Source organism: Lysobacter panacisoli (genome assembly GCF_009765165.1).
In the GTDB taxonomy this organism is placed as follows: Bacteria; Pseudomonadota; Gammaproteobacteria; order Xanthomonadales; family Xanthomonadaceae; genus Lysobacter_J; species Lysobacter_J panacisoli.
The window spans coordinates 2,120,572-2,146,286 of the sequence record NZ_VLNU01000001.1 but is presented as its reverse complement, the minus strand read 5'-3'; the positions used below and the strand labels follow the sequence as shown (position 1 = coordinate 2,146,286).

23 protein-coding genes are annotated in these 25,715 nt (G+C 68.2%); 8 read left to right on the top strand and 15 right to left on the bottom strand.

Annotated elements, in window-relative coordinates; all coding sequences use genetic code 11:
* Nucleotides 1–27 precede the first annotated feature (27 nt).
* From FOF45_RS10080 to FOF45_RS10055, 6 genes are all read right to left on the bottom strand, one after another.
* Nucleotides 28–2,034, bottom strand: coding sequence for a COG3014 family protein (locus FOF45_RS10080; RefSeq protein WP_158984459.1), 2,007 nt, complete (start codon nt 2,032–2,034; stop codon nt 28–30).
* 2 nt (nt 2,035–2,036) lie between these two features.
* Nucleotides 2,037–2,864 (bottom strand): hypothetical protein, encoded by an 828-nt coding sequence (locus FOF45_RS10075; protein WP_158984457.1) that lies wholly within the window; start codon nt 2,862–2,864, stop codon nt 2,037–2,039.
* Between the two features lie 17 nt (nt 2,865–2,881).
* Nucleotides 2,882–3,358 (bottom strand): putative periplasmic lipoprotein, encoded by a 477-nt coding sequence (locus FOF45_RS10070; RefSeq protein ID WP_199244467.1) that lies wholly within the window; start codon nt 3,356–3,358, stop codon nt 2,882–2,884.
* 13 nt (nt 3,359–3,371) lie between these two features.
* A complete protein-coding gene (locus FOF45_RS10065) occupies nt 3,372–3,509 on the bottom strand; it encodes a hypothetical protein (RefSeq protein ID WP_158984455.1) in 138 nt (45 codons plus the stop codon).
* 51 nt (nt 3,510–3,560) lie between these two features.
* On the bottom strand, nt 3,561–4,151 hold the full coding sequence (locus tag FOF45_RS10060) for a penicillin-binding protein activator LpoB (protein WP_233264119.1): 591 nt from the start codon (nt 4,149–4,151) through the stop codon (nt 3,561–3,563).
* A gap of 217 nt (nt 4,152–4,368) precedes the next feature.
* Entirely contained in the window at nt 4,369–4,680 is a 312-nt protein-coding gene (locus tag FOF45_RS10055; RefSeq protein WP_158984453.1) for an energy transducer TonB, read from the bottom strand.
* Between the two features lie 462 nt (nt 4,681–5,142).
* Here FOF45_RS10055 and FOF45_RS18470 point away from each other — a divergent pair, with 462 nt between their 5' ends.
* The 6 genes from FOF45_RS18470 to FOF45_RS10025 all read left to right on the top strand — a co-directional run bounded on the left by FOF45_RS18470 (nt 5,143) and on the right by FOF45_RS10025 (nt 12,970).
* A complete protein-coding gene (locus tag FOF45_RS18470) occupies nt 5,143–7,812 on the top strand; it encodes a methyl-accepting chemotaxis protein (RefSeq protein WP_158984451.1) in 2,670 nt (889 codons plus the stop codon).
* 181 nt (nt 7,813–7,993) lie between these two features.
* Complete coding sequence (locus FOF45_RS10045) at nt 7,994–8,839, top strand: CheR family methyltransferase (protein ID WP_158984449.1); 846 nt, start codon at nt 7,994–7,996, stop codon at nt 8,837–8,839.
* On the top strand, nt 8,836–9,438 hold the full coding sequence (gene cheD, locus FOF45_RS10040) for a chemoreceptor glutamine deamidase CheD (protein WP_158984447.1): 603 nt from the start codon (nt 8,836–8,838) through the stop codon (nt 9,436–9,438). Before FOF45_RS10045 ends, cheD begins: the two co-directional genes overlap by 4 nt.
* A gap of 17 nt (nt 9,439–9,455) precedes the next feature.
* Nucleotides 9,456–10,508, top strand: coding sequence for a protein-glutamate methylesterase/protein-glutamine glutaminase (locus tag FOF45_RS10035; protein WP_425481955.1), 1,053 nt, complete (start codon nt 9,456–9,458; stop codon nt 10,506–10,508).
* A gap of 306 nt (nt 10,509–10,814) precedes the next feature.
* Nucleotides 10,815–11,987, top strand: a complete 1,173-nt coding sequence (locus FOF45_RS10030; protein WP_158984443.1) for a methyl-accepting chemotaxis protein — start codon at nt 10,815–10,817, stop codon at nt 11,985–11,987.
* Nucleotides 11,988–12,079: 92 nt separating this feature from the next.
* Nucleotides 12,080–12,970, top strand: a complete 891-nt coding sequence (locus tag FOF45_RS10025) for a sensor histidine kinase (RefSeq protein ID WP_233264118.1) — start codon at nt 12,080–12,082, stop codon at nt 12,968–12,970.
* Nucleotides 12,971–13,112: 142 nt separating this feature from the next.
* On the opposite strand, the gene FOF45_RS10020 is transcribed toward FOF45_RS10025, so the two are convergent.
* From FOF45_RS10020 to FOF45_RS10005, 4 genes are all read right to left on the bottom strand, one after another.
* Nucleotides 13,113–14,045, bottom strand: coding sequence for a TrmH family RNA methyltransferase (locus FOF45_RS10020; protein ID WP_158984439.1), 933 nt, complete (start codon nt 14,043–14,045; stop codon nt 13,113–13,115).
* The gene (locus tag FOF45_RS10015) at nt 14,035–14,598 is read right to left on the bottom strand and encodes a GNAT family N-acetyltransferase (protein ID WP_158984437.1); all 564 of its coding nucleotides are present in this window, start codon (nt 14,596–14,598) and stop codon (nt 14,035–14,037) included. The genes FOF45_RS10020 and FOF45_RS10015 overlap by 11 nt, the downstream gene beginning before the upstream one ends.
* 281 nt (nt 14,599–14,879) lie before the next feature.
* Nucleotides 14,880–18,005, bottom strand: coding sequence for an efflux RND transporter permease subunit (locus tag FOF45_RS10010; RefSeq protein WP_158984435.1), 3,126 nt, complete (start codon nt 18,003–18,005; stop codon nt 14,880–14,882).
* 4 nt (nt 18,006–18,009) lie between these two features.
* Nucleotides 18,010–19,101, bottom strand: coding sequence for an efflux RND transporter periplasmic adaptor subunit (locus FOF45_RS10005; protein ID WP_158984433.1), 1,092 nt, complete (start codon nt 19,099–19,101; stop codon nt 18,010–18,012).
* A 271-nt stretch (nt 19,102–19,372) separates the two neighbouring features.
* On the opposite strand from FOF45_RS10005, the gene cysK reads away from it, so the two are divergent.
* Complete coding sequence (gene cysK / locus FOF45_RS10000) at nt 19,373–20,329, top strand: cysteine synthase A (RefSeq protein ID WP_158984431.1); 957 nt, start codon at nt 19,373–19,375, stop codon at nt 20,327–20,329.
* Between the two features lie 10 nt (nt 20,330–20,339).
* Complete coding sequence (locus FOF45_RS09995; RefSeq protein WP_158984429.1) at nt 20,340–20,864, top strand: O-acetyl-ADP-ribose deacetylase; 525 nt, start codon at nt 20,340–20,342, stop codon at nt 20,862–20,864.
* Between the two features lie 339 nt (nt 20,865–21,203).
* On the opposite strand, the gene FOF45_RS09990 is transcribed toward FOF45_RS09995, so the two are convergent.
* The 5 genes from FOF45_RS09990 to napF are packed head-to-tail and all read right to left on the bottom strand — an operon-like array spanning nt 21,204 to nt 25,713.
* Nucleotides 21,204–21,800: a cytochrome c3 family protein gene (locus FOF45_RS09990; RefSeq protein WP_158984427.1), complete on the bottom strand. Its 597-nt coding sequence runs from the start codon at nt 21,798–21,800 to the stop codon at nt 21,204–21,206.
* Nucleotides 21,800–22,411: a nitrate reductase cytochrome c-type subunit gene (locus FOF45_RS09985; RefSeq protein ID WP_158984425.1), complete on the bottom strand. Its 612-nt coding sequence runs from the start codon at nt 22,409–22,411 to the stop codon at nt 21,800–21,802. Before FOF45_RS09985 ends, FOF45_RS09990 begins: the two co-directional genes overlap by 1 nt.
* Nucleotides 22,412–22,421: 10 nt before the next feature.
* On the bottom strand, nt 22,422–24,914 hold the full coding sequence (gene napA, locus FOF45_RS09980) for a periplasmic nitrate reductase subunit alpha (RefSeq protein ID WP_158984423.1): 2,493 nt from the start codon (nt 24,912–24,914) through the stop codon (nt 22,422–22,424).
* On the bottom strand, nt 24,911–25,213 hold the full coding sequence (locus FOF45_RS09975; RefSeq protein ID WP_158984421.1) for a chaperone NapD: 303 nt from the start codon (nt 25,211–25,213) through the stop codon (nt 24,911–24,913). Before FOF45_RS09975 ends, napA begins: the two co-directional genes overlap by 4 nt.
* Nucleotides 25,210–25,713, bottom strand: coding sequence for a ferredoxin-type protein NapF (gene napF, locus FOF45_RS09970; RefSeq protein ID WP_158984419.1), 504 nt, complete (start codon nt 25,711–25,713; stop codon nt 25,210–25,212). The genes FOF45_RS09975 and napF overlap by 4 nt, the downstream gene beginning before the upstream one ends.
* Between the last annotated feature and the right edge of the window lie 2 nt (nt 25,714–25,715).

Here is a 25,715-nt window from a genome sequence, read left to right as displayed (position 1 = left end):
GTTCTCGAACACGCTTCGGCGTGATGATCAGCGCGCGCCGGTCGCGGCCGGTGCGCCCGCACCCTCGGCGACGGGCTGCGGCACGTCGGACAGCAGCGCCGTACGGAAGGATGCGTCGCGCGCGACGGCTTCCTTGTTCTTCAGGCGAGCCTTGACGAAGTCCTCGTCGTTGCCCGGCGCGCCGGCCGGCACGTCCAGCGCCGAACGCGAACGCGTCCACGCGATGCCGCAGCGGCCGTGGCGCGCGGTCATCGGCGCGATCGCGGTCCTGGCCTGGCCGTCGGCGTCGACGATGCGGAAATCGACCGTCGGCGTGGTCTTGCCCGAACCCGCCAGGCCGACCGAGATCTGCTGCGGCAGGCTGTCCCACACGCGCACGTCGGCGTCGGGCTTGACCTTGTTACCGATCGCGCCGGTCGCGATCATGATCACCGCACCTGCGGCGACCACCGGCAGCACACCGCTCTGCGTGAGCAGGTAGCCGATCTCGGCGGTGCCGAACAGGCCGTTCTTGAGTTGCGCCTTGCCGTCTAGGATCGCATCGAACGCACGGCCGCCACGCGTGGTCGCCTGGTAATGCACGTCGCTGTAGACCGCCAGCGGCGACAGTGCAGGCGCCGGCGCTGCCTTGCCCTTGCCCTTCGCGGGCGCAGGCTTGACCTTGCCACCAAGCGCGAACGATGCGCTCTCGCCGCGACCGCTGTCGGGCACGTCGGCGAAGGTCAGCAGCTTGTTCTGGCTACCACGCGCCATCTTCAGCGGACCACGACCGAGTTCGGCGATCAGCAGCGTGTTCTCGGTGGTCGGCACGCGCACCGACGGATTCACCGCGGTCGCGGCAGCGAAGGCGTCCTGCGCATTGCCGGTGTCGGCCATGCAGTACGACGCCCAGCCGGCGAGGTAGTTCATCACCGCGAAGTCGCCCTGGAACTCCTCTACTTCCGACAGCGTGTCCTGGTATTCGCCCGACATGAACGACGCACGCGCGTTCTGGTAGTCGCCCGCACGCAGGTACAGCAGGCCGCGGTAGTAGTAGGCCATCGCACGTTCGTACGGCTCGCCCTTGTAGTCCTTGATGCCTTCCTTGGTCCACTTCGAGCGCGCGTCCTTGGCGATCGCGGTCTGGCCGTAGAACGCTTCGATGCGACCGAGCGCTTCGTCGAAGGCCCATTCGGCGGCGGCGTAATCACCGCTTTCCATCGCAGCCAGGCCGAGCCGTTGGAAGTTCAGCACCGCGTTGTGTTCGCCGTCGAGGAACAGCGTGCGGTAGAACGGACGCAGCGCTTCGGGCTTGGACTGCGCGTAGGCGTTGGCGTCATCCGTCTCGGGCATCAGGTACGGCGCGGTCGCGGCGGCGACGTGGAAGCGCTCGCGGCCTTCCCACGCATCCGCGATCGCCTGCGACGCCGGCTTGCCCGGCGCGGCGATGAAATCCTTGTCTTCCTGGTCCACGCGCTTGCCGCATGCGGCGGGCTTCGCCTTGGGCAGCACGTAGAGCTTGTAGTGGAGCGATGGCATCGGCTTGTTGGTGTACACCGCGATGCGGTACTTGCTCGACTCGGGCACGCTGACGGTATGCGTGCATTCGTTACTGCGACGCGACCACCAGGCGCCCATCGACGCCACGGGCTTCCATTCCGTCACGCCCTTCTTGTTCGTGTTCTGGAAGTAGACCGAGGTCATCACGCCGTCCTCGACATCGTGGACGACGCCGTAGGTCAGCGTGTCGCCCTTGAGCAGGTCGATGTCGAAGAACGCGACGTTGAAGTTCGACGGCTGCACCTTGAAGAACGACAGCGTCTCCATCGCCGCGAAGTAGGCGCTGTTGTCGTCGAGCACGCCTTCGTAACGCTCGCCGTAGAAGATCGGGATCGACGGGATCTTGTGCCTGGTCTGTTCGTCCATCGCCAGTTCGACCGTCGGTGCGACGCGCTCGACGGTCTGTGCCGATGCGCGTAGCGGCAGCGCGGCCGCGACGGTGAGGACGATCAGGCCCAGCGCGTTGCGCAACATCGGGGAAAAGGTGTTCGGCATGTTCAGTTCCAGTACGCGGCAAGCGCGCGCAGCGTGGCGGCGGCGACAACGTCGCCGGCTTCGGCGAGGGTCTGTTCGGGCGCGGCCTCACGCACGAAGCCCTTGGCGCCGGCGACGAAACGGCCCGGGCCGCGTTCGGCCCCCTTGCCGTCGCTGACCAGGCTGGCCAGAAGTTCACCGGAGGAAATGCGCTTCACCTCGACGCGGAACAGCACGCCGAACGGCGCCTTCGCATCCGGCGTCTGCAGCACTTCGACCAGCAGGTCGGCCTTGTCGCGCAGCGCCTGCGTTTCCAGCGTCTGCACGTCCTTGCGCTGTGCGGCGGAACCGGCGGCGGCCTTGCCGCGCATGGCGACGTTGCGATCGACCAGCGTCACGCCGGCGTTGCGCAGGCGCGTGTTGAACGCGGTCATCAGCGGCCAGTCCTCGTTCTCGGCGAGCGAGCTGCGCTGCGCATCCGGCTCAGCCTGGCGCTCGCCGACGCGCAGCGTCGTCACCGACGACGCACCGGCCACCTGCGCCACCGAACGGCCTTCCTCGCCGACAGCAGTGACGGCTGCGCCCTGCCCGGCCTGGGTCAGCTGCGCGACCTGATCATGGCCGGTCGAGAGCGTGTCGGTGAGTTCGCGGTTCCACAGCACCGCCATGCGCGGCTTGCCGGCCTTGCGGTACGCAGCGCCGAACGCGGCGGTATCGGCGGCCGGATCGGCCGATGCGGTGACGGGCGCGGCCATCACCTCGGGCATGCCTTCGCGGTACTGCGCCTGCGCCGGTATCGCCAGCGCGCACAGCAGGACGCCGCCGAGCGGCAGGATGGAGCGCATGGCCATGTTCGCAGTCCTCCGGCTCAGGGCGCCGACGAGAGTTCGATCAGGTAGTAGCTGACGTCATCGCGTGCCATCGAGCGCTCGCGGTAGATACCGGTGCCGTAGGCCGGGATGAACACCTTCGACCAGGTCGACGTCGGCTCGGTCGGCGCCTGCGCGGCGTCCATGAACGACGAACGAGCCTGCACCTGCAGCGGCTCGCCGGTGCAGTTGATCAGGCGTGCGGTGACTTCCACCGTGTCGGTTTCGGTACGGCGCGCGAACAGGCCCTCCACCAGCACCTGGCGCGTGAGTCCCTTGTCAGTGAACTGCACCGAGTTCAGATCGATCGGCGTCATCGACTTGGGCACGTTGGCCACCAGCGCGGGACCGGCGTACGGCGCGGACTTGCGCGCCTGGCGGGTCTTGCACTTGACCACCTGGTTCTCCGCCGCGTACAGCGGCTGGGCCAGGAAAGGCGCCGCGACCAGCAGCGCGATCATCGCTTGCATGCGCATCGTCGCGATCTCCTCAGCGGGACACGGTGGACGCGGCGGCCGGCGGCGGCACCTGCGCGTTGGGATCGACGGGACGCGGCGTCTTCGACGCGCACGCACACACGCACAGCGCAAGGCACAGCGACAGCAGCCGCAGGCAGCTCGTTTTCATTCCGGTTGTCCCCTGTTGTTGTGTGCGCCGACCACGCGGATCGGCGGTGGATCAGCGGTAGATCACGTCGTCCGTGGCGGTGCGGGCGATCTCGTAGCTGTTGGACCACTCGATGATCCCGCTCTCCAGGTCGACCATCTCGAACACGATCTGGGTGAAGCGCTGCATCTGGCCGGTCTTGGGATCGCGCGCGTCGGTCGAGGCGATGTTGCCGGTCAGGCGGTAGTCCGCGCCGGCCTGCGCGCGGGTCATGCCGGTGGTGCCGACGTCCGTCACGCCTTCGCGCTTGAGCGCGCGCTCTTCCTCGATCATCGCCGCGTTCTGGCGCGCGATGAACACCATCCGGCCCTGGCTGGCGCGGTTGAGACCCACGCGCAGGCGGTCGGTGATGAGGTTCTTGTTGATGCGCTGCGTGCTTTCGTTGGTGAAGTACGCGCTGTCCACGATGATCCGCGGCGGCTTGCTGCGGCCGGCGAGCGTGGCGTTGCCGAGCATGTCGCGGACCATGCGGTCGGCCATCGAGGTGATGTCCTGGCCTTCGATGCCCAGGCCGGAGACCGGACCCTTCTGGGTCGGATCGATGTCGGTGGCGCCCTGGTTGCGGTCGCGCGCATGCGCCGAAGCCACCGCCAGGACGAGCACGCATACCGCCGCGCAAACGCGGCGCGCTTGAGAAGTAATCACTTGTTTTCCCCTGCCTCCGGTGTCGGAGGCCCCCTGTGGGGCCGCAAGTTAGCAGAGGCTTTCAAACGTGACAACGGTCAATATTTTGACGCGGGCAGGGCGACCGTTCGCCGGCCCCGAAACGAAGAACGCGCCGGTGCCGGCGCGCTCTTCGGGACCGCACGGGCGGCGTGGCTTACAGCGAGAAGTCCAGACGGACCTTGCCCTTGCCACCACCCGGCGCGAACTCCCACTGCTTCACGGCGCGCACGGCCGACTGCTCGAACACGCGGGCCGGCTTGGCGTTCACGACCGAGACGCTGGCGACCTTGCCGCCTTCGTCCACGACGAACTCGACTTCCACGAAGCCCTGGGTGCCCGAACGGGCGGCTTCCGGCGGGTACTGCGGCTCGACGCGCTTGGTCGGCCTGAGGTCGGCCGAGGCCGGGGCAGCGAAAGACAGGGCCAGCGCGGCGAGGCCGGCGGCAAGGATGAAGGAATGGCGCATGGGAACTCCTTGGGGACTGGTGTCGGGCGACACCCCGGACATCGGCCGCGGAAGCGGATTCTTTAGGACTCGAAAAATCGAAGATGACCGGCCCCGCTGGTCCCTCTCCCCTTGTGGGAGAGGGACAGGCGCGAAGCGCCAGGGAGAGGGGTGGACGGCAGCGCGCTTCGCGCGACCCCTCTTCCGCCCTTCGGGCACCGTCTCCCACAAGGGGAGAAGGAAAAACGACGAGCCCGGGTAAGCGCAGCGCACCCGGGAGCCCGACTGCCGGAAAGCGACACGACGCCACCCCTGGCGCGACCTCCCGCCTTCGGATCGCCCGGCCCGGCCATCCCTGGCCGGGCTTGCGGCAGCTCACGCGGCATGCCGCGTAAGCGAGCTGCCTCAACCTAAAGTTTCGGCGCCCCGGGCCGATGCCGCGGATGTCGACCCGCGACGGGTCAGTTCGCACCGAGAGGCACCATGTCCACCCGCTCAACTTCCACCCTGCTCGACCGCATCCTGGGTCCGGCCACGCAGTTGATGTCGCAGCTGCGCTTCAACCAGAAGGCGATGGTGATCGGCGCCGCCTTCATGCTGACCTGCGGCGTGCTCGCGGGCATCCTGGTCGTCCGCTCCAACGCCGAGATCGACGCCGCGCGCAGCCAGCGCGCCGCCGTGGTCGGCCTGGGCCACCTGCACCGCGCGATGCTGGGCATGCAGCAGCACGAGCAGCTGGTGGTGCGCAAGTTCGCCAAGGATGAGATCGGCGCGCAGGCGCTGGAACAGTCCGCCGCGCAGGTCGGCCGCGAACTCGACGGCCTCGCCGCATGGCAGCGCGGCCAGCTCCCCGACTCCACCGTGGCCGGCGCGCTGCAGGAAGCGCGCACCGCGTGGGCCAAGGCCACCGGCGACCATGCCGACTCGGCCGCCGCATCCGCCGACCACCTGGCCGCCGTGCGCAAGCTCGGCGACATCCACAGCCTGATCGCCGACGAAACCGGTCTGGCGCAGGCGCAGAACGCGCCGGTGCTGTACATGGGCCGCACCGCGACCGTGTGGGTGCCGACGCTGGCCGAGTACACCGCCCAGCAGAGCGCCACCGTGCTGCGCGTGCTCGGCGACGGCGCGATCTGGGTCGACGATCGCACTGGCCTGGCCGTGTCGCGGAACATGCAGGACTACGTGCGCACGCGTTCGGAAGTCGAGCTGAAGGACGCCGAGGAAGAAATGCCGGCGCTCACCGACACCATCGGCAAGCCGTTCCGCAAGGCGCTCGATGCCGTGGCCAAGCAGAACGAAGACATCCAGAAGCATGTGCTCGATGCGGAAACGCCGGTGCTGCCGGTGAAGATCATGGCCGCGCGCGTGGAAGCCACCCGCATGGCCCTGGCCGCCGCGATGTCGGCCGCCAACGCCTCGCTCGACGACGCCGCCAGCGCCGAAATCGCACGCCTGCAGCAGCGCACCGCGCTGACGCTGGGCGCGTGCACGCTGCTGTTGCTGATCGCCGCCTATCTGTTCCTCGGCTTCAGCCGCAGCACGCGCAACTCGCTGCGCGAAGTGCAGAACGCATCCGAGCTGCTCGCCCGCGGCGAGTTCCCGGACGCGGTGCGCGTGAACAGCCGCGACGAAGTGCGCGACATCGCGCGTGGCCTGGAACGCGCCATCAACACGCTGCGCGGTTTCGCCGGTGCACAGCGCGACCTGTTCGAATCGCACCAGGCCGGCGAGATCGATCGCCGCCTGCGCAGCGAGGACTTCCCGGGCGCGTACGGCCAGATGGCCGGTGAGGTGAACACGCTGGTCGATTCGCACATCCAGGTGAACACGCGTGCGATGGAGATCGTCGCAGCCTACGCGCGCGGCGACCTGTCGATGGACATGGACCGCCTGCCGGGCCAGAAGGCGCGCATCACCGACTCGGTCGATTCGGTCAAGCACGGCATGCAGGCGATCAACGCCGAGATCAAGACGCTGGTCGATGCCGCCGTCGCCGGCGACTTCAGCCGCCGTGGCGACGCTGCGCGCTTCGAGTTCGTGTACCGCGACGTCGTGCAGTCGTTGAACCAGCTGATGGCCACCGCCGAGGAAGGCCTGCACGAAGTGGGTTCGTTGCTGGCGGCCGTCGCCGACGGCGATCTCAACCGTCGCGTCGAAGTCGAACTGCCCGGCCAGTTCGGGCGTCTCTCGCACGACGCCAACCGCACCGTCGAGCAGCTCGCGCAGATCGTCGGCCAGATCCGCCAGGGTTCCGACGCGATCAGCAGCGCCGCCGCCGAGATCGCCGCCGGCAACAACGACCTGTCGCAGCGCACCGAGCAGCAGGCCGCATCGCTGGAAGAAACCGCCTCGTCGATGGAAGAGCTGACCAGCACGGTCCGCCAGAACGCCGACAACGCGCGCCAGGCCAACCAGCTCGCGCAGAGCGCGGCCGAAGTCGCCGGCCAGGGCGGCACGGTGGTGGGCGAAGTCGTGCAGACGATGACCGCGATCACCACTTCGTCGAAGAAGATCGGCGACATCATCGGCGTGATCGACGGCATCGCCTTCCAGACCAACATCCTGGCGCTGAACGCCGCGGTCGAAGCCGCGCGCGCAGGCGAGCAGGGCCGCGGCTTCGCGGTGGTCGCCGCGGAAGTGCGCTCGCTCGCACAGCGTTCGGCCAATGCCGCCAAGGAGATCAAGCAGCTGATCACCGACTCGATGACCAAGGTCGAGGAAGGCAGCGTGCTGGTCGGTCACGCAGGTCGCACGATGGACGAAATCGTGACCAGCGTGAAGAAGGTCACCGACATCATCGCCGACATCTCCGCGGCGTCGCAGGAACAGAGCTCGGGCATCGAGCAGGTCAACAACGCCATCACCCAGATGGACGAGGGCACGCAGCAGAACGCCGCACTCGTCGAGCAGGCATCGGCCGCCGCGCGCAGCCTGGAACAGCAGTCCGAACAGCTGGTGCACACGGTCGCGGTGTTCCGTCTCGCCCACGCCGCGCAGTCCACGCGCACGCAGGCGACGGTGGTCGAAATGGCCGCCGGCAAGCCGGGCAAGGCCAAGCCGGCCGCACCGGTCGCCAAGGCCGCGACGACGCGCAAGGTCCGCGCGACCGCCGCCGCCAACAGCGCCGAGCCGGATTGGCAGGAGTTCTGAAAGTAACGACGTGATCCCCTCCCCTGCACGCAGGGGAGGGAGCTGGCGCAACCGCAACACATGTAGCCCGGGTAAGGCCGGTGGCCGCACCCGGGTTCTTCACCGCCCGGTTCCAACGATGCAAACGCCCCGGGTGCGCTTCGCTTGCCCGGGCTACGAACGCGATACTTCCGAGCCCCCCATGCGTCCCTCGCGCAGCCAAGACGAACGCGAATTCACCTTCGACGAACGCGACTTCCGCCGCGTCTGCCGCATGATCCGCGACCGTGCCGGCATCCACCTGCACCCGCACAAGCGCGACATGGTCTACAGCCGCCTGGCGCGACGCGTGCGGGCATTGGGCATGGACCGCTTCGGCGATTACCTCGACCTCGTCGAGGCCGAGCCCGACGAAGAGCTGCAGGGTTTCGTCAACGCGCTCACGACCAACCTCACGTCGTTCTTCCGCGAATCGCACCACTTCGACATCCTCGCCAGCCACCTGCGTTCGCGCGGTGCGAAGCCGCAGACGATCTGGTGCAACGCCGCCTCGACCGGCGAGGAGCCCTATTCGCTCGCGATCACCGCCTGCGAGGCGTACGGCACGATGACGCCGCCGGTACGCATCCTCGCCACCGACATCGACACCAACGTGCTGCAGACCGGCGCGCGCGGGGTGTATCCGGTGGAACGCATCAACACCCTGTCGCTGCAGCGGCGGCGCCAGTTCTTCCAGCGCGGCAGCGGCGCCAACAACGGCCTGTGCCGGGTCAAGCCGGAACTTCAGGCGCTGATCGAGTTCCGCCCGCTCAACCTGCTGGCCGACGACTACGGCCTGCGCGGCGGGTTCGATGCGGTGTTCTGCCGCAACGTGATGATCTATTTCGACAAGGCCACGCAGTACCAGGTGCTGCAGCGGATCGCACCGCTGATCGCACCCGACGGCCTCCTCTTCGCCGGACACTCGGAAAGCTTCGGTCATGCCCATGACCTGATCACTCCCTGCGGCCGAACGACCTACCGCCCCGCCGCAGGACTGCGCCGATGACCGCCGCCACTTCCCTCGCCAGACCACCCGTCGAGCCCGGCAGTTACTACGACCCGGTGCTGCAGACCGAGGCGATCAAGCTGCTGCCGGCCGACTACCGCGTCACCGATCGGCCGATCGCGCTGGTCACGCTGCTCGGCTCGTGCGTCGCCGCGTGCCTGTACGACCCGTTGCTCGCGGTCGGCGGCATGAACCACTTCATGCTGCCCGGCGGCGACGCCGAGGCGGTGTCCTCGCGCTACGGCGCGCACGCGATGGAACTGCTGATCAACGATCTGCTCAAGCGCGGCGCTCGACGCTCGCGCCTGCAGGCCAAGGTATTCGGCGGCGGCAACGTTCTCAGCGGCTTCTACAGCGATCCGATCGGCACGCGCAACGCCTGCTTCGTGCTCGACTACCTCGCGGCCGAACGCATCCCGGTCGTCGCGCAGGACCTGGGCGATATCCACCCGCGCAAGGTGTGCTTCTTCGCCCAGACCGGACGCACGCTGGTGAAGCGCCTGCCGTCGGCGCGCAACGACGTCATCGTCGACGCCGAGCGCGCCTACTACGGACGCCTGGCGAAAGAGCCGGCGAGCGGCAGCGTGGAACTGTTCTGATGAACGCGTTACCGAAGATCGCCAGGCAGCATCGCATCAAGGTCCTGGTGGTGGACGATTCGGCGCTGGTGCGCCAGCTGATGACGCAGCTGCTGGAAGAGGACCCCGGCATCGAGGTCGTCGGCGCCGCCGCCGATCCGTACATCGCCCGCGACAAGATCAAGCAGCTCAATCCCGACGTGCTGACCCTCGACGTCGAGATGCCGCGCATGGACGGCCTGACCTTCCTGCGCAACCTTATGCGCCTGCGGCCGATGCCGGTGGTGATGGTGTCCACGCTGACCGAGCGCGGCGCGCAGGTCACGCTCGACGCGCTCTCGCTGGGCGCGGTGGATTTCATCGCCAAGCCCAAGCTCGACGTCGCGCGCGGGCTGACCGAATACGCCGGCCTGCTGGTCGAGAAGATCAAGCAGGCAGCGAAGGCGCGTGTGGTCGCGCACAAACCGGAACGCATCGGCGAGATCGCCGCGAACGCGCCGGCCGTCGCCTACCGCACGACGCACCGGTTGATCGCGATCGGCGCATCCACCGGCGGCACCGAGGCGATCCGCGAAGTGCTGGCGCAGATGCCCGCCGATGCACCGGCAACGGTGATCGCGCAGCACATCCCGGGCGCGTTCAGCGCGCCGTTCGCCGATCGCCTCGACCGCCACAGCCGCATGACCGTGGTGCACGTGGAGCGCGACCAGGAGCTGTTGCCCGGCCACGCCTACGTCGCTCCGGGCGGTCGCCACCTGCGCGTGTACCGCAGCGGTGCGCGCTGGCATTGCCGGCTCGGCGACGACGATCCGATCCGCCGCCATCGTCCCAGCGTGGACGCGCTGTTCGAATCGGTCGCCGAACACGTCGGCGGCAACGCCAGCGCGGCGCTGCTGACCGGCATGGGCGACGACGGCGCGCGCGGGCTGCTCGCATTGCGCAAGGCCGGCGCGGCGACGATCGCGCAGGACGAGGCCAGCAGCGTCGTGTGGGGCATGCCGGGCGCGGCGGTCGCACTCGGTGCGGCACAGGACACGGTGCCGTTGTCGCAGGTCGCGCAGCGGTTGCTGGCGGGCACGGCGCACGATTGAGGCGCCCCCTCTTCCGCCCCTTCGGGGCACCTTCTCCCGCGAGGGGAGAAGGGAACAGCAACAACAGCAACAACAGAAGCAACAGAAGCAACAGAAGCAGCAGAACACACCTTCGGCGTGAACATGCGCTCCCCTCTCCCCTTGCGGGAGAGGGACAGGCCGACGAAGTCGGCCAGGGAGAGGGGTCGGGCGCGCAGAACCGCGACCGCCATCACGCAGCACAAACCCCGAATTCCCCGGCATTTCCCGCTAAAGCACCCGCCACACCAGCCGTTATCTAACTTGCCCCATTCGGTGAGATCGAAGATGGATTCCCGCGTACTGATTCGCCTTGCAGCGCCCGTGGTGCTGACTTCCCTGCTGATTACCGCCGAAGCGCTGGGCTGGCCCGACGCCGTGCGATGGGGCGCGCTGGTCGCGATGACGCTCGCGTGGCTCGGCTTCGCCTGGACAATGCAGCGTCCCAGCCACAACGACGCAGCGATGCTGCGCGAACAGACCCGACTGCTCGACGACCTGCGCAACTTCGTCAGTTCCGAAGTGCAGGGTTCGCGCGGCGAGATCGAGCGCACCCGCGGCCTGATCCGCGAGTCCGTCGCCAAGCTCGGCGTGAGCTTCGAGGCGGTGAACCGCAAGTCGCGCGAACAGAGCGAAGTGGTGTCGCGCATCATCGACCGCACCGACGGCGAACACGGTGGCGTGGACGTTTCGCGCTTCGCCCTGCAGGCCAGCCAGCAGATGGAACAGCTGGTCGAGGCGCTGGAAGCGGTGAGCGGCCAGAGCACCACCACCGTCACCCACATCGACGCGATGGCCGAACACCTGGACGGCATCTTCGCGCTGCTCGAGGACGTGAAGTCCATCGCCGACCAGACCAACCTGCTCGCGCTCAACGCAGCGATCGAAGCGGCGCGTGCCGGCGAAGCGGGACGCGGTTTCGCGGTCGTCGCCGACGAGGTGCGCAACCTGTCGGAACGCTCCACCGCCTTCAACGAGCAGATCCGCAAGCTCGCGCACAGCTCCAAGGACTCCATCGCCCGCGTCCGCGACACGGTCAGCACGATGGCCTCGCGGGACATGGACCGCTCGCGCGGCGCCCGCGCCGAAGCCGCGGCGATGCTGGAACGCGTGGACGGCATCAACCGCGGCCTGGGCAACGGCATGCGCGAGATCGCCGACTGCGGCCGCTCGATCGACGGTTCCGTGGCCGAGGCGGTGCGTTCGCTGCAGTTCGAGGACATCGCCACCCAGGCCCTGGGCGCGGCCACCACGCACCTGGACCGCCTGAGCGCGATCAACCGCGAGGCCACCGCCCTGCACCAGCTGCTGCACCGCGCCGACCGCGCCGATGCGGAAGTACGCCAGGCCCTGCACCAGCTCGGCCAGCGCATCGCGCAGATGCGCGTGGAATGGGAGCGTCCGCCGCACAAGGCGGTGATGCAGCAGTCGATGGATGCTGGTAGCGTCGAGCTCTTCTGAGGAACCCGCGCGACGGAATGAACGCGACGCCTCCACCACCCGCGGCGGGGCCGACCGGCCCGCTGCATGGATCGCCCAACGGGCGCGCAAGCTTGCGCGCCCGTCTGCGTGGGCGCGCTGGCTTCCTGCTGTGCGTGGCGATGGCCACGCTGGCGGTGGTGTGGATGGTGATGGTCGCACCGGCACTGGCGCTGGAGCTGCGCCGCTGGTTCGGCGACGCCTCGCACTGGATCGCCAACGCGCTGTCGTTGCCGATCGTCGCCGCGCTGCTGTTCCTGCTGTTGCGGCGCACGTGTTCCGACACGCGCGAGGAAGAACTCGCCGAGCACCTGCAGCGCCAGCAACAGGAACTCCATGCGCTCGCCGGCCACCTCATCGAGGTGCAGGAAAACGAGCGCCGCCGGCTTTCGCGCGAACTGCACGACGACATCGGCCAGGCGATCTCGGCGATCAAGATGTCCGCCACCTCGCTCGACGGCGAGGACGACGCGGGGCGCCGCGAGATCATCGATGAGATCGTCGGCATCTCCGACCAGACCATCGCCAAGCTGCGCGACATCTCTATCCTGCTGCGGCCACCGCAACTCGACGCGCTCGGACTGGTCGCGGCGCTGCGCTGGCAGTGCGAGCGCCTGTTCCGCGGTGGTCAGCCGACGCTGGAACTCGACCTGATGCCCCTGCCGGAACGCCCCGCGCCCGCGGTGGAACTGGCCTGCTTCCGCATCGCGCAGGAAGCGCTGACCAACGTATTGCGCCACGCCGGCGCGACCCGGGTGACGGTGATGCTGGCACCGCGCGAGGACGCACTGCTGCTGTCGGTGATCGACGACGGCCGCGGCTTCGACCCGGAACACTCCAGCGGCCTGGGCCTGATCACCATGCGCGAACGCGCGCAGCAGATCGGCGGCACGTTCGACATCGAGACGGTGGCGGGCGCCGGCACCTGCGTGCGCGCCTGCCTGCCGCTGCGCGCGCCGGGCTGATCCTCAGTCCCACGGCGTCAACGCCGTAACCCGGGTAAGCGAAGCGCACCGAGGCGACGCGACGAAGAGACTCGACCCGACGCCTGCGAACCCGGGTGCGGCCTTCGGCCTTACCCGGGCTACAACGCGAAGCTACACGTGGCTATCGCTTCGCGCGCCACGCGGCTAGCAGCACCGCCGCCGCTGAAGCGACGTTGAGGCTTTCCACCAGACCCGATCCCGGAATCGACAGGCGCAGATCGCAGGCCTGGGCGAGTTCGCGGTCCATGCCCTCGCCTTCCGCGCCGAGCACGTAGACGAGCCGCTGCGGCAGTTCCGTGCGGAACGCATCGCTGCCGCCCTGCACGACCGTTGCGGCGAGCGTGAAGCCGGCGCTGCGCAGCTGCGCGATCGCGTTGTCGCTGCGCCCCATGCGCACCAGTGGCACGGCTTCGGCGCCGCCTTCGGCCACGCGTGCGGCGGCGCCGGACAGCGCCAGCGTCGAATGCTTGGGCAACAGGATCGCGGCGATGCCGAAATGCGCCGCCGAGCGCAGGATCGCGCCGAAGTTGTGCGGATTGCCGACGCCGTCGAGCCAGATCGCGCACTGCGGACCGGCCGGCAGATCGCGCAGCCAGCTCGACATCGGCTGCGGTTCTTCGCGCAGCACGTCGGCGACGATGCCTTCGTGGTGGCTGCTGGCGGCGAGCTTGTGCAGGTCGAGTTCGTCGACCACGCGATAGCCCACGCGGTTGGCCACGCACCACTTCAACAACGGCTGCAGCGCGGGAATGCGCGCCTCGGCGAGGTACAGCTTGCGGATCGCCTGCGGGCGTCGCGAAAACACCGCCTGGATCGCGTTGAGTCCGTACAGGCGCAGCTCGGCGCTGCGGCGTTCGCGCAGCGCGTGGTTGGCGTCGTGTTCGTGTTCGTGCTGGTGCTCGTGGAGTGAATCGTCGTCGCGCGGACGCTGCACCTGCGCGGTGCGCTCGCTGAAGCGCTCCTGGCGCGAGCGAACGCCACTGCGGTCCCACGGACGGGATTCGCCTGGCGGACGCGGGCCACGCGGCGGACGGCTGGGGGGATCATGGCGCATCGGACAGACTCCTTCGTACTTTGGCGAACACGCGCAGATCGTGCACGTCGCCATGTTTCACAACGGCGCAACGCTGTACGCCTTCTTCCACGAACCCGTTCCGGAGCAGCACCCGTGCCGAGGCCGGGTTGGTGTCCAGCACGGTCGCCTGCACGCGGAGCAGCGCGCGCATCTGCATCAGCCACGGCACGTAGCTCGCGACCACGCGCGTCATCAGTCCGCGGTTCCACAAGCGCTGGCCGAGCCAGTAACCCAGTTCGGCGCCGTGGCGACGCTCGCCCTGCCCCGGTCGCGCACCGATGCCACCGCAGGCTTCGCCATCGACCTCGATGGCGAACACCGGATCGCGCAGGTCGACCACGTCGCCGGCGAGGAAGCGCTCACCGTCCTCGCGCGTGTACGGGTACGGGAAACGGTCGCTCAGGCCACGCGCGATAGACGCATCGTCGGCGTGGCGCAGCAGCGATTCCAGATCGTCACGGCGCCACGGCCGCAGCACGAAGCCTTCGCCTGGCAGGCGTGCGTCGTGGAGCGGGCGGGCGTCGAGGCTCATGGCCGACAGGGTACCCGTGCAGGGGGCGTGAAATCCGAACGGGTGTTCAGGGTACTCCGCCCCTCTCCCTGGCCGACTTCGTCGGCCTGTCCCTCTCCCGCAAGGGGAGAGGGGAAGCGCGGCGTGCCTTCTCACCTCACCTCACCTCACCTCACCTCACCTCACCTCACCTCACCTCACCTCACCTCACCTCACCTCACCTCACCTCACCTCACCTCACCTCACCTTGCTCCGCTCCCCTCTCCCCTTGCGGGAGAGGGGTTGGGGGAGAGGGAAAGCCCTTACGCGTGCCCGCCCACCGACGGCGTTTCCGCTTCCAGCTTCTCCAGCTCCTGCGACACCGCTTCCGGCGAACGCGTGTACTTCGCCAGCAGCACGTAGAACGCCGGCACCACGAACAACGACAGCAGCGTGGAGAACGACACGCCGAAGATCACCACGATGCCGATCGTCGCGCGGCTCGCCGAGCCCGGGCCGCCGGCCAACACCAGCGGGATCGCGCCGACCACCGTCGCGATGGACGTCATCAGGATCGGACGCAGGCGCACCGCCGACGCTTCGACGATCGCCTGGTGGATGTTGCGGCCTTCGTCGCGCAGCTGGTTGGCGAATTCGACGATCAGGATGCCGTTCTTCGCTGCCAGGCCCACCAGCATAACGATGCCGATCTGGCTGAACAGGTTGAGCGTACCGCCGGTGACGGCCAGGCCGATCAGCGCGCCGAGCACGCCCAGCGGCACCGTCAGCATGATCACGAACGGATGGATGAAGCTCTCGAACTGCGCGGCGAGCACCAGGTAGACGATCAGCAGTGCGAGCGTGAAGGTCAGCAGCACCGCGCCGCCGGCCTGCAGGTACTCGCGCGATTCGCCCTTCCAGTCAATCTGCGCGTGCTCGGGCAGTTCCTCCCGCACGGCCTGCTGCAGCCATTCGATCGCATCGCCCATGCGATAGCCCGGCGTCAGGCCCGCGCTGATGGTGATCGCGCGCAGGCGGTTGAAGCGGTTGAGGCTGCCGGGTTCGGCCAGCTCGCGCAGCGTCACCAGGTTCGACAGCGGGATCAGCGCACCGTCGCGCGCGCGCACCTGGATCGCTTCCAGGTCCGCCGGCGACGCGCGCAGTTCGCGGTCGGACTGCACGATCACGTCGTACTCCTCGCCGTTCTGCACGAAGGTGGTGACGCGGCGGCTGCCCATCATGGTTTCGAGCGCGTGGCCGATGTCGGTCACCGGCACACCGAGGTCGGCGGCGCGCTGGCGGTCGATCTCCACGCGCATCTGCGGACGCGTTTCCTTGTAGTCGGAGTCGGCCGAGAAGAAGCCCGGGTTCTTCTCCATGCGCGCGAGGATCTTGTCGCGCCACTGCGCCAGCTCGGCGTATTCCGGACCGCCCAGCACGATGTTGATCGGCTGGCCGCGGCCGCGCACCAGGCCGCCGCTGACCTGCGGCATCGCGCGCACGCCGGGCAGCTTGCCCAGTTCGGCGCGCAGGCTGTCGGCGACCGCGGCGGTGCTGATGTCGCGCTCGCGCCAGTCCTGCAGGAACACGGCGATGCGGCCGGTGTGCATTTCCTCGCTCGCACCGAAACCACCCGGCACGCGCGGGTTGTAGCGCTGGATCACCTGGCCCGGACCGGTGTGGCTGGCGACGATCTTCTCGACCTGCTGCACCTGGCCGACGGTGTAGTCGAAGCCCGCGCCTTCCGGGCCCTGGATGGTGATCTGGAACGAGCCGCGGTCTTCCGGCGGCGCCAGCTCCGACGGCACGAACTTGAACAGCACGAAGCTGAGCGCTATCGCCACCACCATCAGCGCGCCAAACAGCCACGGGCGATCGACGCTGCGATCGAGGAAGTGGCGATAGCGCGCACCGAGTCCGTCCAGTCGCGCATTGACCCAGCGGTTGACGACGTTCGACTTCTCCTCGTTGTGCGGACGCACGAGCTTGGAGGACATCATCGGCGTCAGCGTCAGCGCGACGAAGGCGGAGATCGCCACCGCGCCGGCCAGCGCCACCGAGAGTTCGCGGAACAGGCGGCCGGTGTTGCCTTCCATGAAGCCCACCGGCAGGAACACCGCGACCAGCACGGCGGTCGTGGCGATCACCGCGAAAGCCACCTGCTGGGTGCCGCGCTTGGCCGCAACCAGGCGCGGCTCGCCGAGGTCGATGCGGCGCTGGATGTTCTCCAGCACGACGATCGCGTCGTCCACCACCAGGCCGATGCACAGCACCAGCGCGAGCAGCGTGAGCAGGTTGATCGAGAAGCCGAACAGGTACAGCGGGATGAACGCGGCGATCAGGCACACCGGCACCGTGACCGCGGGAATCAGCGCGGCGCGGAAGCTGCCCAGGAACAGCCAGATCACCAGCAGCACCAGCACGATCGCTTCGATCAGCGTGTGGTACACGCGCTCGACCGCCGACTCGATGAACACCGTGGTGTCGAACGCGACGAAGATCTTGGTGCCTTCCGGCAGCGTCTTCTGCACGCGCTCGGCTTCCTCGCGCACTGCGCGGGCGACGTCGAGGCTGTTGGCGGTGGATGTCTTGACGACGCCCAGGCCGATGTTCGGCTCGCCGTTGCTGCGGTAGTACGCGCGGCGCTCGGCCGAAGCCAGTTCGATCCGCGCCACGTCGCCCAGGCGCACGATGTAGCCGTCGGTGCCCTTGCCCAGCGGAACCTGCGCGAAATCCTCCGGCTTCTGGTAGCTGCGCGCCACGCGCAGGGTGAAGTCGCGCGCATCGGATTCGATGCGGCCGGCGGGCAGTTCGACGTTCTCCGCTTCGAGCGCGGACTCGACTTCGTTGACCGTGATGCCGCGCGCGGCCAGCGCGTCGCGGTTGAGCCACACGCGCATCGCGTAGCGCTGCTGGCCACCGATGCGCACCTGCGCGACGCCGTCCACCGAGGACAGGCGATCGACCACGTAGCGCTCGGCGTAGTCGGACAGCTGCAGCGTGTCCATGCGCGTGGAGCTCATGTTCAGCCACAGGATCGGATCGGCGTCGGCCTCGACCTTCTCGATCTGCGGCGGATCGGCTTCCTCGGGCAGGCGGTTGGTGACGCGGCTGACCGCGTCGCGCACGTCGTTGGCCGCGGCCTCGATCTCGCGCGAGAGGTTGAACTCGATGCTGATCGAACCGCGCCCGTTGACACTGCGCGACTCGATGGTCTCGATGCCTTCCACGCCGGCGAGCGCGTCTTCCAGGATCTGGGTGATGCGCGTTTCTACCACCGCCGCCGACGCGCCCGGATAGTTGACGTCGACCGAGACGATCGGCGGATCGATCGCCGGCAGCTCTCGCAGGGTGAGCCGCGAGAACGCCATCACGCCGAGCACGATGATCAGCAGGCTCATCACCGTGGCGAACACGGGACGGCGGATGGAAAGATTGGACAGGTTCATGGCATCAGCCCTGCTTGGGCGCGGCGTCGACGTTGCTCGCCGGCGGCTTGTCCCCGCGCGCATCGACGATACGGGCGCCGACACGCAGCTTGCCGGTGCCGTCCACCACGATGCGGTCGCCTTCGTTGAGGCCGCTGATGATCTCGGCGATGCCCTCGCGGCGGCCGCCGACCTTCACGTCCGCCCGCTCCACCGACGAATCCGGCTTGACGCGGTAGACGAACGAGTCCGTACCGACCTGCACGACCGCGATCTCCGGCACCACCAGCGCCTGGCGCTGCGGACGCGACAGCGTGACCTGCAGCAGCATGCCCGGGCGCAGCGCGCGGTCGGCGTTGGCGAAGTCGCCGCGCACGACCACCGAACGCGTCGCTTCGTCGATGCGCGCATCGATCGTGCTGACCTCGCCGTCGAAGCGGCGGCCCGGATAGGCGGTGCTGGTGCCGCTGACCTTCTGCCCGACCGCGAGCGCGGCGAGCATCGCCTCCGGCACCGGGAAGTCGACGTAGACGCGCGCGGTGTCGTCGAGCGTGGCGATGGCGGTACCCGGCTGGACCAGCGCGCCCGGGCTGACCTGGCGAATGCCCAGTACGCCACCGAACGGTGCGCGGATCACGCGATCGCCGATGTCGGCACGCATCTGCGCGACGCGCGCCCGCGAGGCGTTACGGATCGCCAGCTGCGTGTCGAGCGAGGAACGCGCGATCAGCTGCTGGTTGGCCAGTTCCATCTGGCGGTCGTACATGCGCTCGGCTTCCTTCGAGGTGGCCTCGGCCTGTTCCAGCGCGGCCTGCTGCTGGCGTCCGCTCAGGGTCACCAGCGGCGCGCCCGCCGCGACCACGTCGCCACTCTCGAAATGCACCTGCTGCACGGTCTCGCTGACCTTGGCGGTGACGGTGACCGCCTCGCGCGCCTTGACGTTGCCCAGCGCCATCACGGTGTCGCTCCAGGGCTGCATGCGCACCTGCTGCGTCGTCACCGGGATCGGGCGGTCGCCGCCGCCTCCGCGCTGTTCGGCGCCGTTGCTGCCGCATGCGGAAACGGCGATGACGATGGCCAGCAGCAGGCTGGCGCGGAATCCGGGGCTAAGACGCATGCGGCTCTCTGAAAAGGTTCGGCGGTGCCAAATCGGGCGATTCTAGCGGCCGAGTATCAACGCCTGCGTGGGCCATTGGTTGACAACACACTGCGCACAGCCGGCCAGCCCTCCGGGGACCCCGGTATGGACGCAAAACGGAACCTGTATCACGACTGTGGCACTCTCCGGTGACGGCCGCGTGCAGGTCAGCGGCCGAGCGCAGCGCATCCGACCGGCGGCCGCGCGGCCGCCCCGACTTCCACGCCTTTTCGCCCAGGAGTCGTTTCCCATGATCCACGACAGCATTCTCGACACGATCGGCCGCACCCCCGTCGTCCGCCTGCACCGGCTCGCCCCCTCGCACGTGACCCTTTATGCCAAGGTCGAGGCGTTCAATCCGGGCGGCTCGGTCAAGGACCGCCTCGCCCTGGCCATCATCCTCGACGCCGAGGCGCGCGGCCTGCTGAAACCCGGCGACACCGTCATCGAAGCCACCTCCGGCAACACCGGCGTGGCCCTGGCGATGGTCTGCGCCGCGCGCGGCTACCGCTTCGTGGCGGTGATGACCGAGACCTTCTCGATCGAACGCCGCAAGCTGATGCGCGCGTTCGGCGCGAAAGTGATCCTGACGCCCGCGGCCGAGCGTGGCAGCGGCATGGTGCGCCGCGCCGACGAATTGGCGAAGAAGCACGGCTGGTTCCTCGCGCGGCAGTTCACCAATCCCGCCAACCCGGCCTACCACCGGCAGACCACGGCGGCCGAAATCCTGCGCGATTTCGCCGGCCAGCGGCTCGACCACTTCGTCACCGGCTGGGGCACGGGCGGCACGCTGACCGGCGTGGGCGAAGTGCTGAAGGTCGCGCGTCCGGAAGTGCGCGTTACCACGTGCGAACCGGCCGGCGCGGCGCTGCTGTCGGGCAAGGAATGGCAGCCGCACAAGATCCAGGGCTGGACGCCGGACTTCGTGCCGGAAGTGCTCAACCGCGACGTCGCCGACGCGATCCTCCCCATCGACGACGTGCTCGCACGCGACACCTCGCGTCGCCTCGCCACCGAGGAAGGCATCTTCGTCGGCATCTCCGCCGGCGCCACCGCCGCGGCCGCGCTGGAAGTGGCACGCAATGCGGAGAAGGGCTCGGTGATCCTCGCGATGCTGCCCGACACTGGCGAGCGTTACCTCAGCACGTTCCTGTTCGAGGGCGTGAACGAGAGCTCCGACGACGAGTGGCTCGCCAGCCAGGGCTGAGCGCGGCGCGATGCGCATCGAGGTCTTCGAAGGCGACATCACCACGTTGACGGTGGACGCCATCGTCAACGCCGCCAACGAGACGCTGCTCGGCGGCGGCGGAGTCGACGGCGCGATCCATCGCGCCGCCGGCCGCGGACTGCTCGATGAGTGCCGGCGCCTGCCGGAAATGCGCCCCGGCGTGCGCTGCCCGACCGGCGAGGCGCGCATCACTGGCGGGCACGCGTTGCCCGCGCGTTTCGTCATCCACACGGTGGGACCGGTCTGGCGCGGCGGTAATTCGGGCGAACCAGAATTACTGGCGGCTTGCTATCGCAGCAGCCTGCGATTGGCCGAGGAGCATGGGATCGCATCGATCGCGTTTCCCGCCATCAGTTGCGGGATCTACGGCTATCCGCTCCAGGCAGCGGTGCCCTTGGCGGTGGCGGAAGTGCGGGCGTGGATGGAGGTGCACCCATCGCCTGACCACGTGGTGTTCGCGTGCTTCGGCGCGGACATGGCGAGGCGGTATCGCGAAGTGTTGGGCAGGGTTTGAGTGTTGCTCCCGCTTCCGCCCTCCCCTGCTTGTTGGGGAGGGGTGCTGTTCGGCTCGCCCAGCGATCACCGCTAGTTCGTCGGTTGTGCCGCGGGCATCGCATTCGGTGGCGTTGCCGCTGCCATCCCTGGCGTTACGCGACTGGCTTCGGGTCGCCCTGCCCGGCCATCCTTGGCCGGTCGTTCGTCGCGACGCGCGGCAGTGCCGCGGGCATCGTCTTCGGTGATGTTGTCGCTGCCATCCCTGGCGTTACGCGACCGGTTTCGGGTCGCCCTGCCCGGCCAATCCCTGGCCGGGCGTTCGGCAGGCCACGCGGCAGTGCCGCGTTAGCGGCCTGCCTCACCCCTGCGGCACGCCGGCCATATCCGGCAACTGATGCGCCACACCCTTGTGGCAGTCGATGCAGGTCTTCTCACCGGTACCGAGCCAGCGCTTGTGGATCTGCGCGGCGCGTGAGCCCTGCCGGGTCAGGTCCATCGAGTCGTAGTCGTGGCAGTTGCGGCACTCCAGCGAATCGTTGGCCTTCAGCCGCGCCCATTCATGCATCGCCAGTTCAAGCCGGTGGTCGACGAACTTCTCGCGTGTGTCGATGGTGCCGAAGATCTTTCCCCACACTTCCTTCGACGCCTGCATCTTGCGCGCGATCTTGTCGGTCCAGTTGTGCGGCACGTGGCAGTCGGGACAGGTCGCGCGCACGCCGGATCGATTGCCGTAGTGGATCGTCGACTTGAGTTCCTGGAACACGTTGTCGTGCATCTCATGGCAACTGGTGCAGAACTTCTCGGTGTTTGTCGCTTCCAGTGCGGTGTTGAAGCCGCCCCAGAACAGGATGCCGGCGACGAAGCCCGCCGCCACGAGGAAGCCGAGGCTGTAATGCACGCTCGGCGTGCGCAACGTGCGCCAGTACGGTTTGAGCCACTCCAGCAGGCGGCGCATCACTGCACCTTCCCGGCGGCTTCGGCGGTGGCGGTGCCGGCTTCCGCGGCGGCGAGCACCTGGTCGATGTCCTCGAAGGCGTTGTTCACCAGCAGCGGCGCGTCGGTCTGCACGACGTGGCACTGGTTGCAGAAGTAGCGGCGCGAGGAGATCGAGGCGAGGAACTGGTCGTCGCGGTCCATGTAATGGGTCACGCTGACCGGCGGCGCCTGGAACTTCTCGGCGTTCGCACGCGCGTGGCACAGCATGCAGCGGTTGCTGTTCTTGTCGACCTGGTAGCCGTCGATGGCGTGCGGGATGGTCGGCGGTTGCATCGGATAGGCGCGCTCGCGCTTCACATCAAGGTTCTGCACGCGTGCCATCGGCAACGGCGCGGCTTCCTGGTCGACCGGGATGCCGCGACGCAGGCCGTCGATCTGAGTGAGGTCGGCGCGGCCGAGCGCCGAATCCCGCGGCGCGGGCTGTGCGGCGTGCGCCACTTCCTTCGCCTCATGGCTGCGCTCGGCGACGCGGCCGAACCACCACCCGGCGACGAACACCAGCGCCAGCGCCACGACGGCAAGTATCAGCGCGAGCCACAGCGGACGATTGCGTGCGAATGCGTTGCTCATGGCGTGGCTCCTATGCGCCCAGGATCTTGACCGCGCACTTCTTGTAGTCGGTCTGCTTGGAGATCGGATCGGTCGCGTCAAGCGTGACCTTGTTGATCAGCTGGCCGGCATCGAACCACGGCACGAACACCACGCCCGGTGGCATGCGGTTTCGGCCGCGCGTCTCCACGCGGGTGCGCATCTCGCCGCGACGCGACACCACGCGCACGTCGTCGCCGCGCTTGAGTCCGCGCTTGCGCGCGTCATCCGGGTTCATGAACACCACCGCGGTCGGGAAGCTCTTGTACAGCTCCGGCACGCGCATGGTCATCGAGCCCGAATGCCAGTGCTCGAGCACGCGACCCGTCACCAGCCACAGGTCGTAATCGTCGTCCGGCGATTCCGCCGCGGGCTCGTACGGCAGCGCCCAGATCACCGCGCGTCCGTCCTTGTTGCCGTAGAACTGATACCCGGTGCCTGGCTTCACGTACGGATCGGCGCCTTCGCGATAACGCCAGCGCGTCTCCTTGCCGTTGACCACCGGCCAGCGCAGGCCGCGCGCCTTGTGGTAATCGTCGAACGGCGCGAGGTCGTGGCCGTGGCCGCGTCCGAACGCGGCGTATTCCTCGAACAGTCCCTTCTGCACGTAGAAGCCGAAGTGGTGCGACTCGTCGTTGGCGTAGCCGGCTTCGACGTCGGAAGTCGGGAACTTGTCGACGTTGCCGTTCTTGAACAGCACGTCGTAGAGCGTCTTGCCCTTGAACTGCGGATTGGCGGCGAGGATCTCCGCCGGCCAGCACTCATCGGTGGTGAAGCGCTTGGAGAATTCCATCAGCTGCCACAGGTCCGAGCGCGCCTGCGCGGGCGCGTCGACCAGCTGGTGCCAGAACTGCGTGCGACGCTCGGCGTTGCCGTACGCGCCTTCCTTCTCGACCCACATCGCGGCGGGCAGGATCAGGTCCGCCGCCTGCGCGGTCACCGTCGGATACGCATCGGAGACGACGATGAAGTTCTTCGGATTGCGATAGCCCGGCCAGGTTTCCTCGCGCAGGTTCGCCGCGGCCTGCATGTTGTTGTTGACCTGCACCCAGTACGCGTTGAGCTTGCCGTCCTTGAGGGCACGATTCTGCTCCACCGCGTGGTAGCCAGGCTTGGGATTGATGATGCCGTGCGGGACTTTCCAGATTTCCTCGGCGTGCTTGCGGTGTTCGGGATTGGCCACCAGCATGTCGGCGGGCAGGCGATGGCTGAACGTTCCGACTTCGCGCGCGGTGCCGCATGCCGATGGCTGGCCCGTCAGCGAGAACGGACTGTTGCCGGGCGTGGCGATCTTCCCGGTCAGCAGGTGGATGTTGTAGACCATGTTGTTGGCCCACACGCCGCGCGTGTGCTGGTTGAAGCCCATCGTCCAGAACGAAGTGACCTTGACCTTCGGATCGGCGTACAACTCGGCCAGCTTCTCCAGCCAGCCGCGTTCGACGCCGGTCATCTCGACCGTCTTGTCGAGCGTGTATGGACGCACGAACGCGGCGAACTCCTCGAACGTGATCGGCTTGCCGCCGCCCGGGTCCTTCGCGTTCTTCGCCTTCACTTCCAGCGGATGCTCCGGCCGCAGGCCGTAGCCGATGTCGTCGTTGCCCTGCTTGAAGCTCGTGTGCTTGTCGACGAAATCGCGGTTGACCTTGCCGCTGGTGATGATGTGGTTGGCGATGTAGTTGAGAATGACCAAGTCGGTCTGCGGCTTGAACACGATCGGGATGTCGGCCAGCTCGAAGCTGCGGTGCTCGAACGTCGACAACACCGCGACCTTCACGTGCGGATGCGCGAGCCGGCGATCGGTGACGCGCGTCCACAGGATCGGATGCATCTCGGCCATGTTCGAGCCCCACAGCACGAACGCGTCGGCGGCCTCGAAGTCGTCGTAGCAGCCCATCGGTTCGTCCATGCCGAAGGTGCGCATGAAGCCCATCACCGCCGACGCCATGCAATGGCGTGCGTTCGGATCGATGTGGTTGCTGCGGAAGCCTGCCTTCATCAGCTTGTTGGCGGCGTAGCCCTCGAAGATGGTCCACTGGCCCGAGCCGAACATGCCGATGCCGTCACCGCCCTTTTCCTTCAGTACACGCTTGAACTGCGCGGCCATCACGTCGAAGGCCTCGTCCCAGCTCACCTGCGTGAACTCGCCGTCCTTCGCATACGCGCCGTTCTTCTTGCGCAGCAGCGGCATCGTCAGGCGATCGTTGCCGTACATGATCTTCGACAGGAAATAGCCCTTGACGCAGTTGATGCCGCGGTTGACCTCGGCATGCACGTCGCCGTGTGTGGCGACGACGCGGCCGTTCTTGACCGCGACGTTGACGCCGCAGCCGGTGCCGCAGAAGCGGCACGGCGCCTTGTCCCACTTCAGCGCGGTGAGGTCGCCCTCGGTGATCACGTTGGCCGCATCGCCCGGCAACGACATGCCGGCCGCCGCGGCCGCGGTGGCGACGGCGGTGTTGCGGATGAACTCGCGACGTGTGGTCATGGCTTGGCTCCGGACGAGGGGGCGGATGACACCGGTGCGTCGAGCGATTCGCCCGGTTCGGCGTGGTGGTAGACCAGCGACACGTTGAGCACGCCGGGCAGCGCGCGCAGCGCTTCGATGCGGTCCATCACGAGGTACTGGTTGTCGCATTCGCACAGCACGACGCTGCGGAATTCGCCGCGCAGGGCCAGCTCCATGTCGTCGCTGCCGGCGATGTGCGCGGCCATCGCATCGGCGGCCTCCGCGCGGTGCTGCACGACGAAACTGGCGATGTGGACGTCTTCGACGGCGGATTTCATGCGGCCTCCGTGGCGCGCGCGGCAAGGGAGATCGCATCGACCGGGCACACGCCGACGCAGGCACCGCAGCCAGTGCAGTGCGCGGTGTCGATCGCGGGAAGCGGCACGCGCGTGGTCAGCGGGAACGCGATGGCGCGCTCTGGGCACGCATCGCGACAGCTCGAACACACCACGCCGTGGCGCGGCAGGCAGGCGTCGCCGGCAACGGCGCGCAGCGACCACGCGTCATCCCTGCGGGTGCGATCGAGCGCGCGCGGTTCGCACGCGGATTCGCATTCGCCGCAGAACGTGCATTCGCCCAGTCCCGGGTCGAACACGGGATAACCGCCCGCGCCACGCACCAGCACGCGCTCGGGGCACTTCTGCACGCACGCATCACAGGTGGTGCAGGCGTCGATGAAGTCGTTTTCGTCCAGCGCCCACGGCGGACGCAACGGCGCGACCGCGGCACGACGGCCGAACAGGAGCGCGCGACGGGAGGAATCGGGCGCGGCGGACATGG

Bases quoted from the DNA above. Each gene is read 5' to 3' on its own strand.
- FOF45_RS10005 (WP_158984433.1), bottom strand. From the start codon at position 19,101: ATGCGTCTTAGCCCCGGATTCCGCGCCAGCCTGCTGCTGGCCATCGTC.
- FOF45_RS10045 (WP_158984449.1), top strand. From the start codon at position 7,994: ATGCGTCCCTCGCGCAGCCAAGACGAACGCGAATTCACCTTCGACGAA.
- FOF45_RS09995 (WP_158984429.1), top strand. From the start codon at position 20,340: ATGCGCATCGAGGTCTTCGAAGGCGACATCACCACGTTGACGGTGGAC.
- FOF45_RS10080 (WP_158984459.1), bottom strand. From the start codon at position 2,034: ATGCCGAACACCTTTTCCCCGATGTTGCGCAACGCGCTGGGCCTGATC.
- FOF45_RS10030 (WP_158984443.1), top strand. From the start codon at position 10,815: ATGGATTCCCGCGTACTGATTCGCCTTGCAGCGCCCGTGGTGCTGACT.
- FOF45_RS10070 (WP_199244467.1), bottom strand. From the start codon at position 3,358: ATGCGCATGCAAGCGATGATCGCGCTGCTGGTCGCGGCGCCTTTCCTG.
- FOF45_RS09975 (WP_158984421.1), bottom strand. From the start codon at position 25,213: ATGAAATCCGCCGTCGAAGACGTCCACATCGCCAGTTTCGTCGTGCAG.
- FOF45_RS10055 (WP_158984453.1), bottom strand. From the start codon at position 4,680: ATGCGCCATTCCTTCATCCTTGCCGCCGGCCTCGCCGCGCTGGCCCTG.
- FOF45_RS10075 (WP_158984457.1), bottom strand. From the start codon at position 2,864: ATGGCCATGCGCTCCATCCTGCCGCTCGGCGGCGTCCTGCTGTGCGCG.
- cysK (WP_158984431.1), top strand. From the start codon at position 19,373: ATGATCCACGACAGCATTCTCGACACGATCGGCCGCACCCCCGTCGTC.
- cheD (WP_158984447.1), top strand. From the start codon at position 8,836: ATGACCGCCGCCACTTCCCTCGCCAGACCACCCGTCGAGCCCGGCAGT.
- FOF45_RS10020 (WP_158984439.1), bottom strand. From the start codon at position 14,045: ATGCGCCATGATCCCCCCAGCCGTCCGCCGCGTGGCCCGCGTCCGCCA.
- FOF45_RS18470 (WP_158984451.1), top strand. From the start codon at position 5,143: ATGTCCACCCGCTCAACTTCCACCCTGCTCGACCGCATCCTGGGTCCG.
- napF (WP_158984419.1), bottom strand. From the start codon at position 25,713: ATGTCCGCCGCGCCCGATTCCTCCCGTCGCGCGCTCCTGTTCGGCCGT.
- FOF45_RS10015 (WP_158984437.1), bottom strand. From the start codon at position 14,598: ATGAGCCTCGACGCCCGCCCGCTCCACGACGCACGCCTGCCAGGCGAA.
- FOF45_RS10065 (WP_158984455.1), bottom strand. From the start codon at position 3,509: ATGAAAACGAGCTGCCTGCGGCTGCTGTCGCTGTGCCTTGCGCTGTGC.
- FOF45_RS10010 (WP_158984435.1), bottom strand. From the start codon at position 18,005: ATGAACCTGTCCAATCTTTCCATCCGCCGTCCCGTGTTCGCCACGGTG.
- FOF45_RS09990 (WP_158984427.1), bottom strand. From the start codon at position 21,800: ATGCGCCGCCTGCTGGAGTGGCTCAAACCGTACTGGCGCACGTTGCGC.
- FOF45_RS09985 (WP_158984425.1), bottom strand. From the start codon at position 22,411: ATGAGCAACGCATTCGCACGCAATCGTCCGCTGTGGCTCGCGCTGATA.
- napA (WP_158984423.1), bottom strand. From the start codon at position 24,914: ATGACCACACGTCGCGAGTTCATCCGCAACACCGCCGTCGCCACCGCG.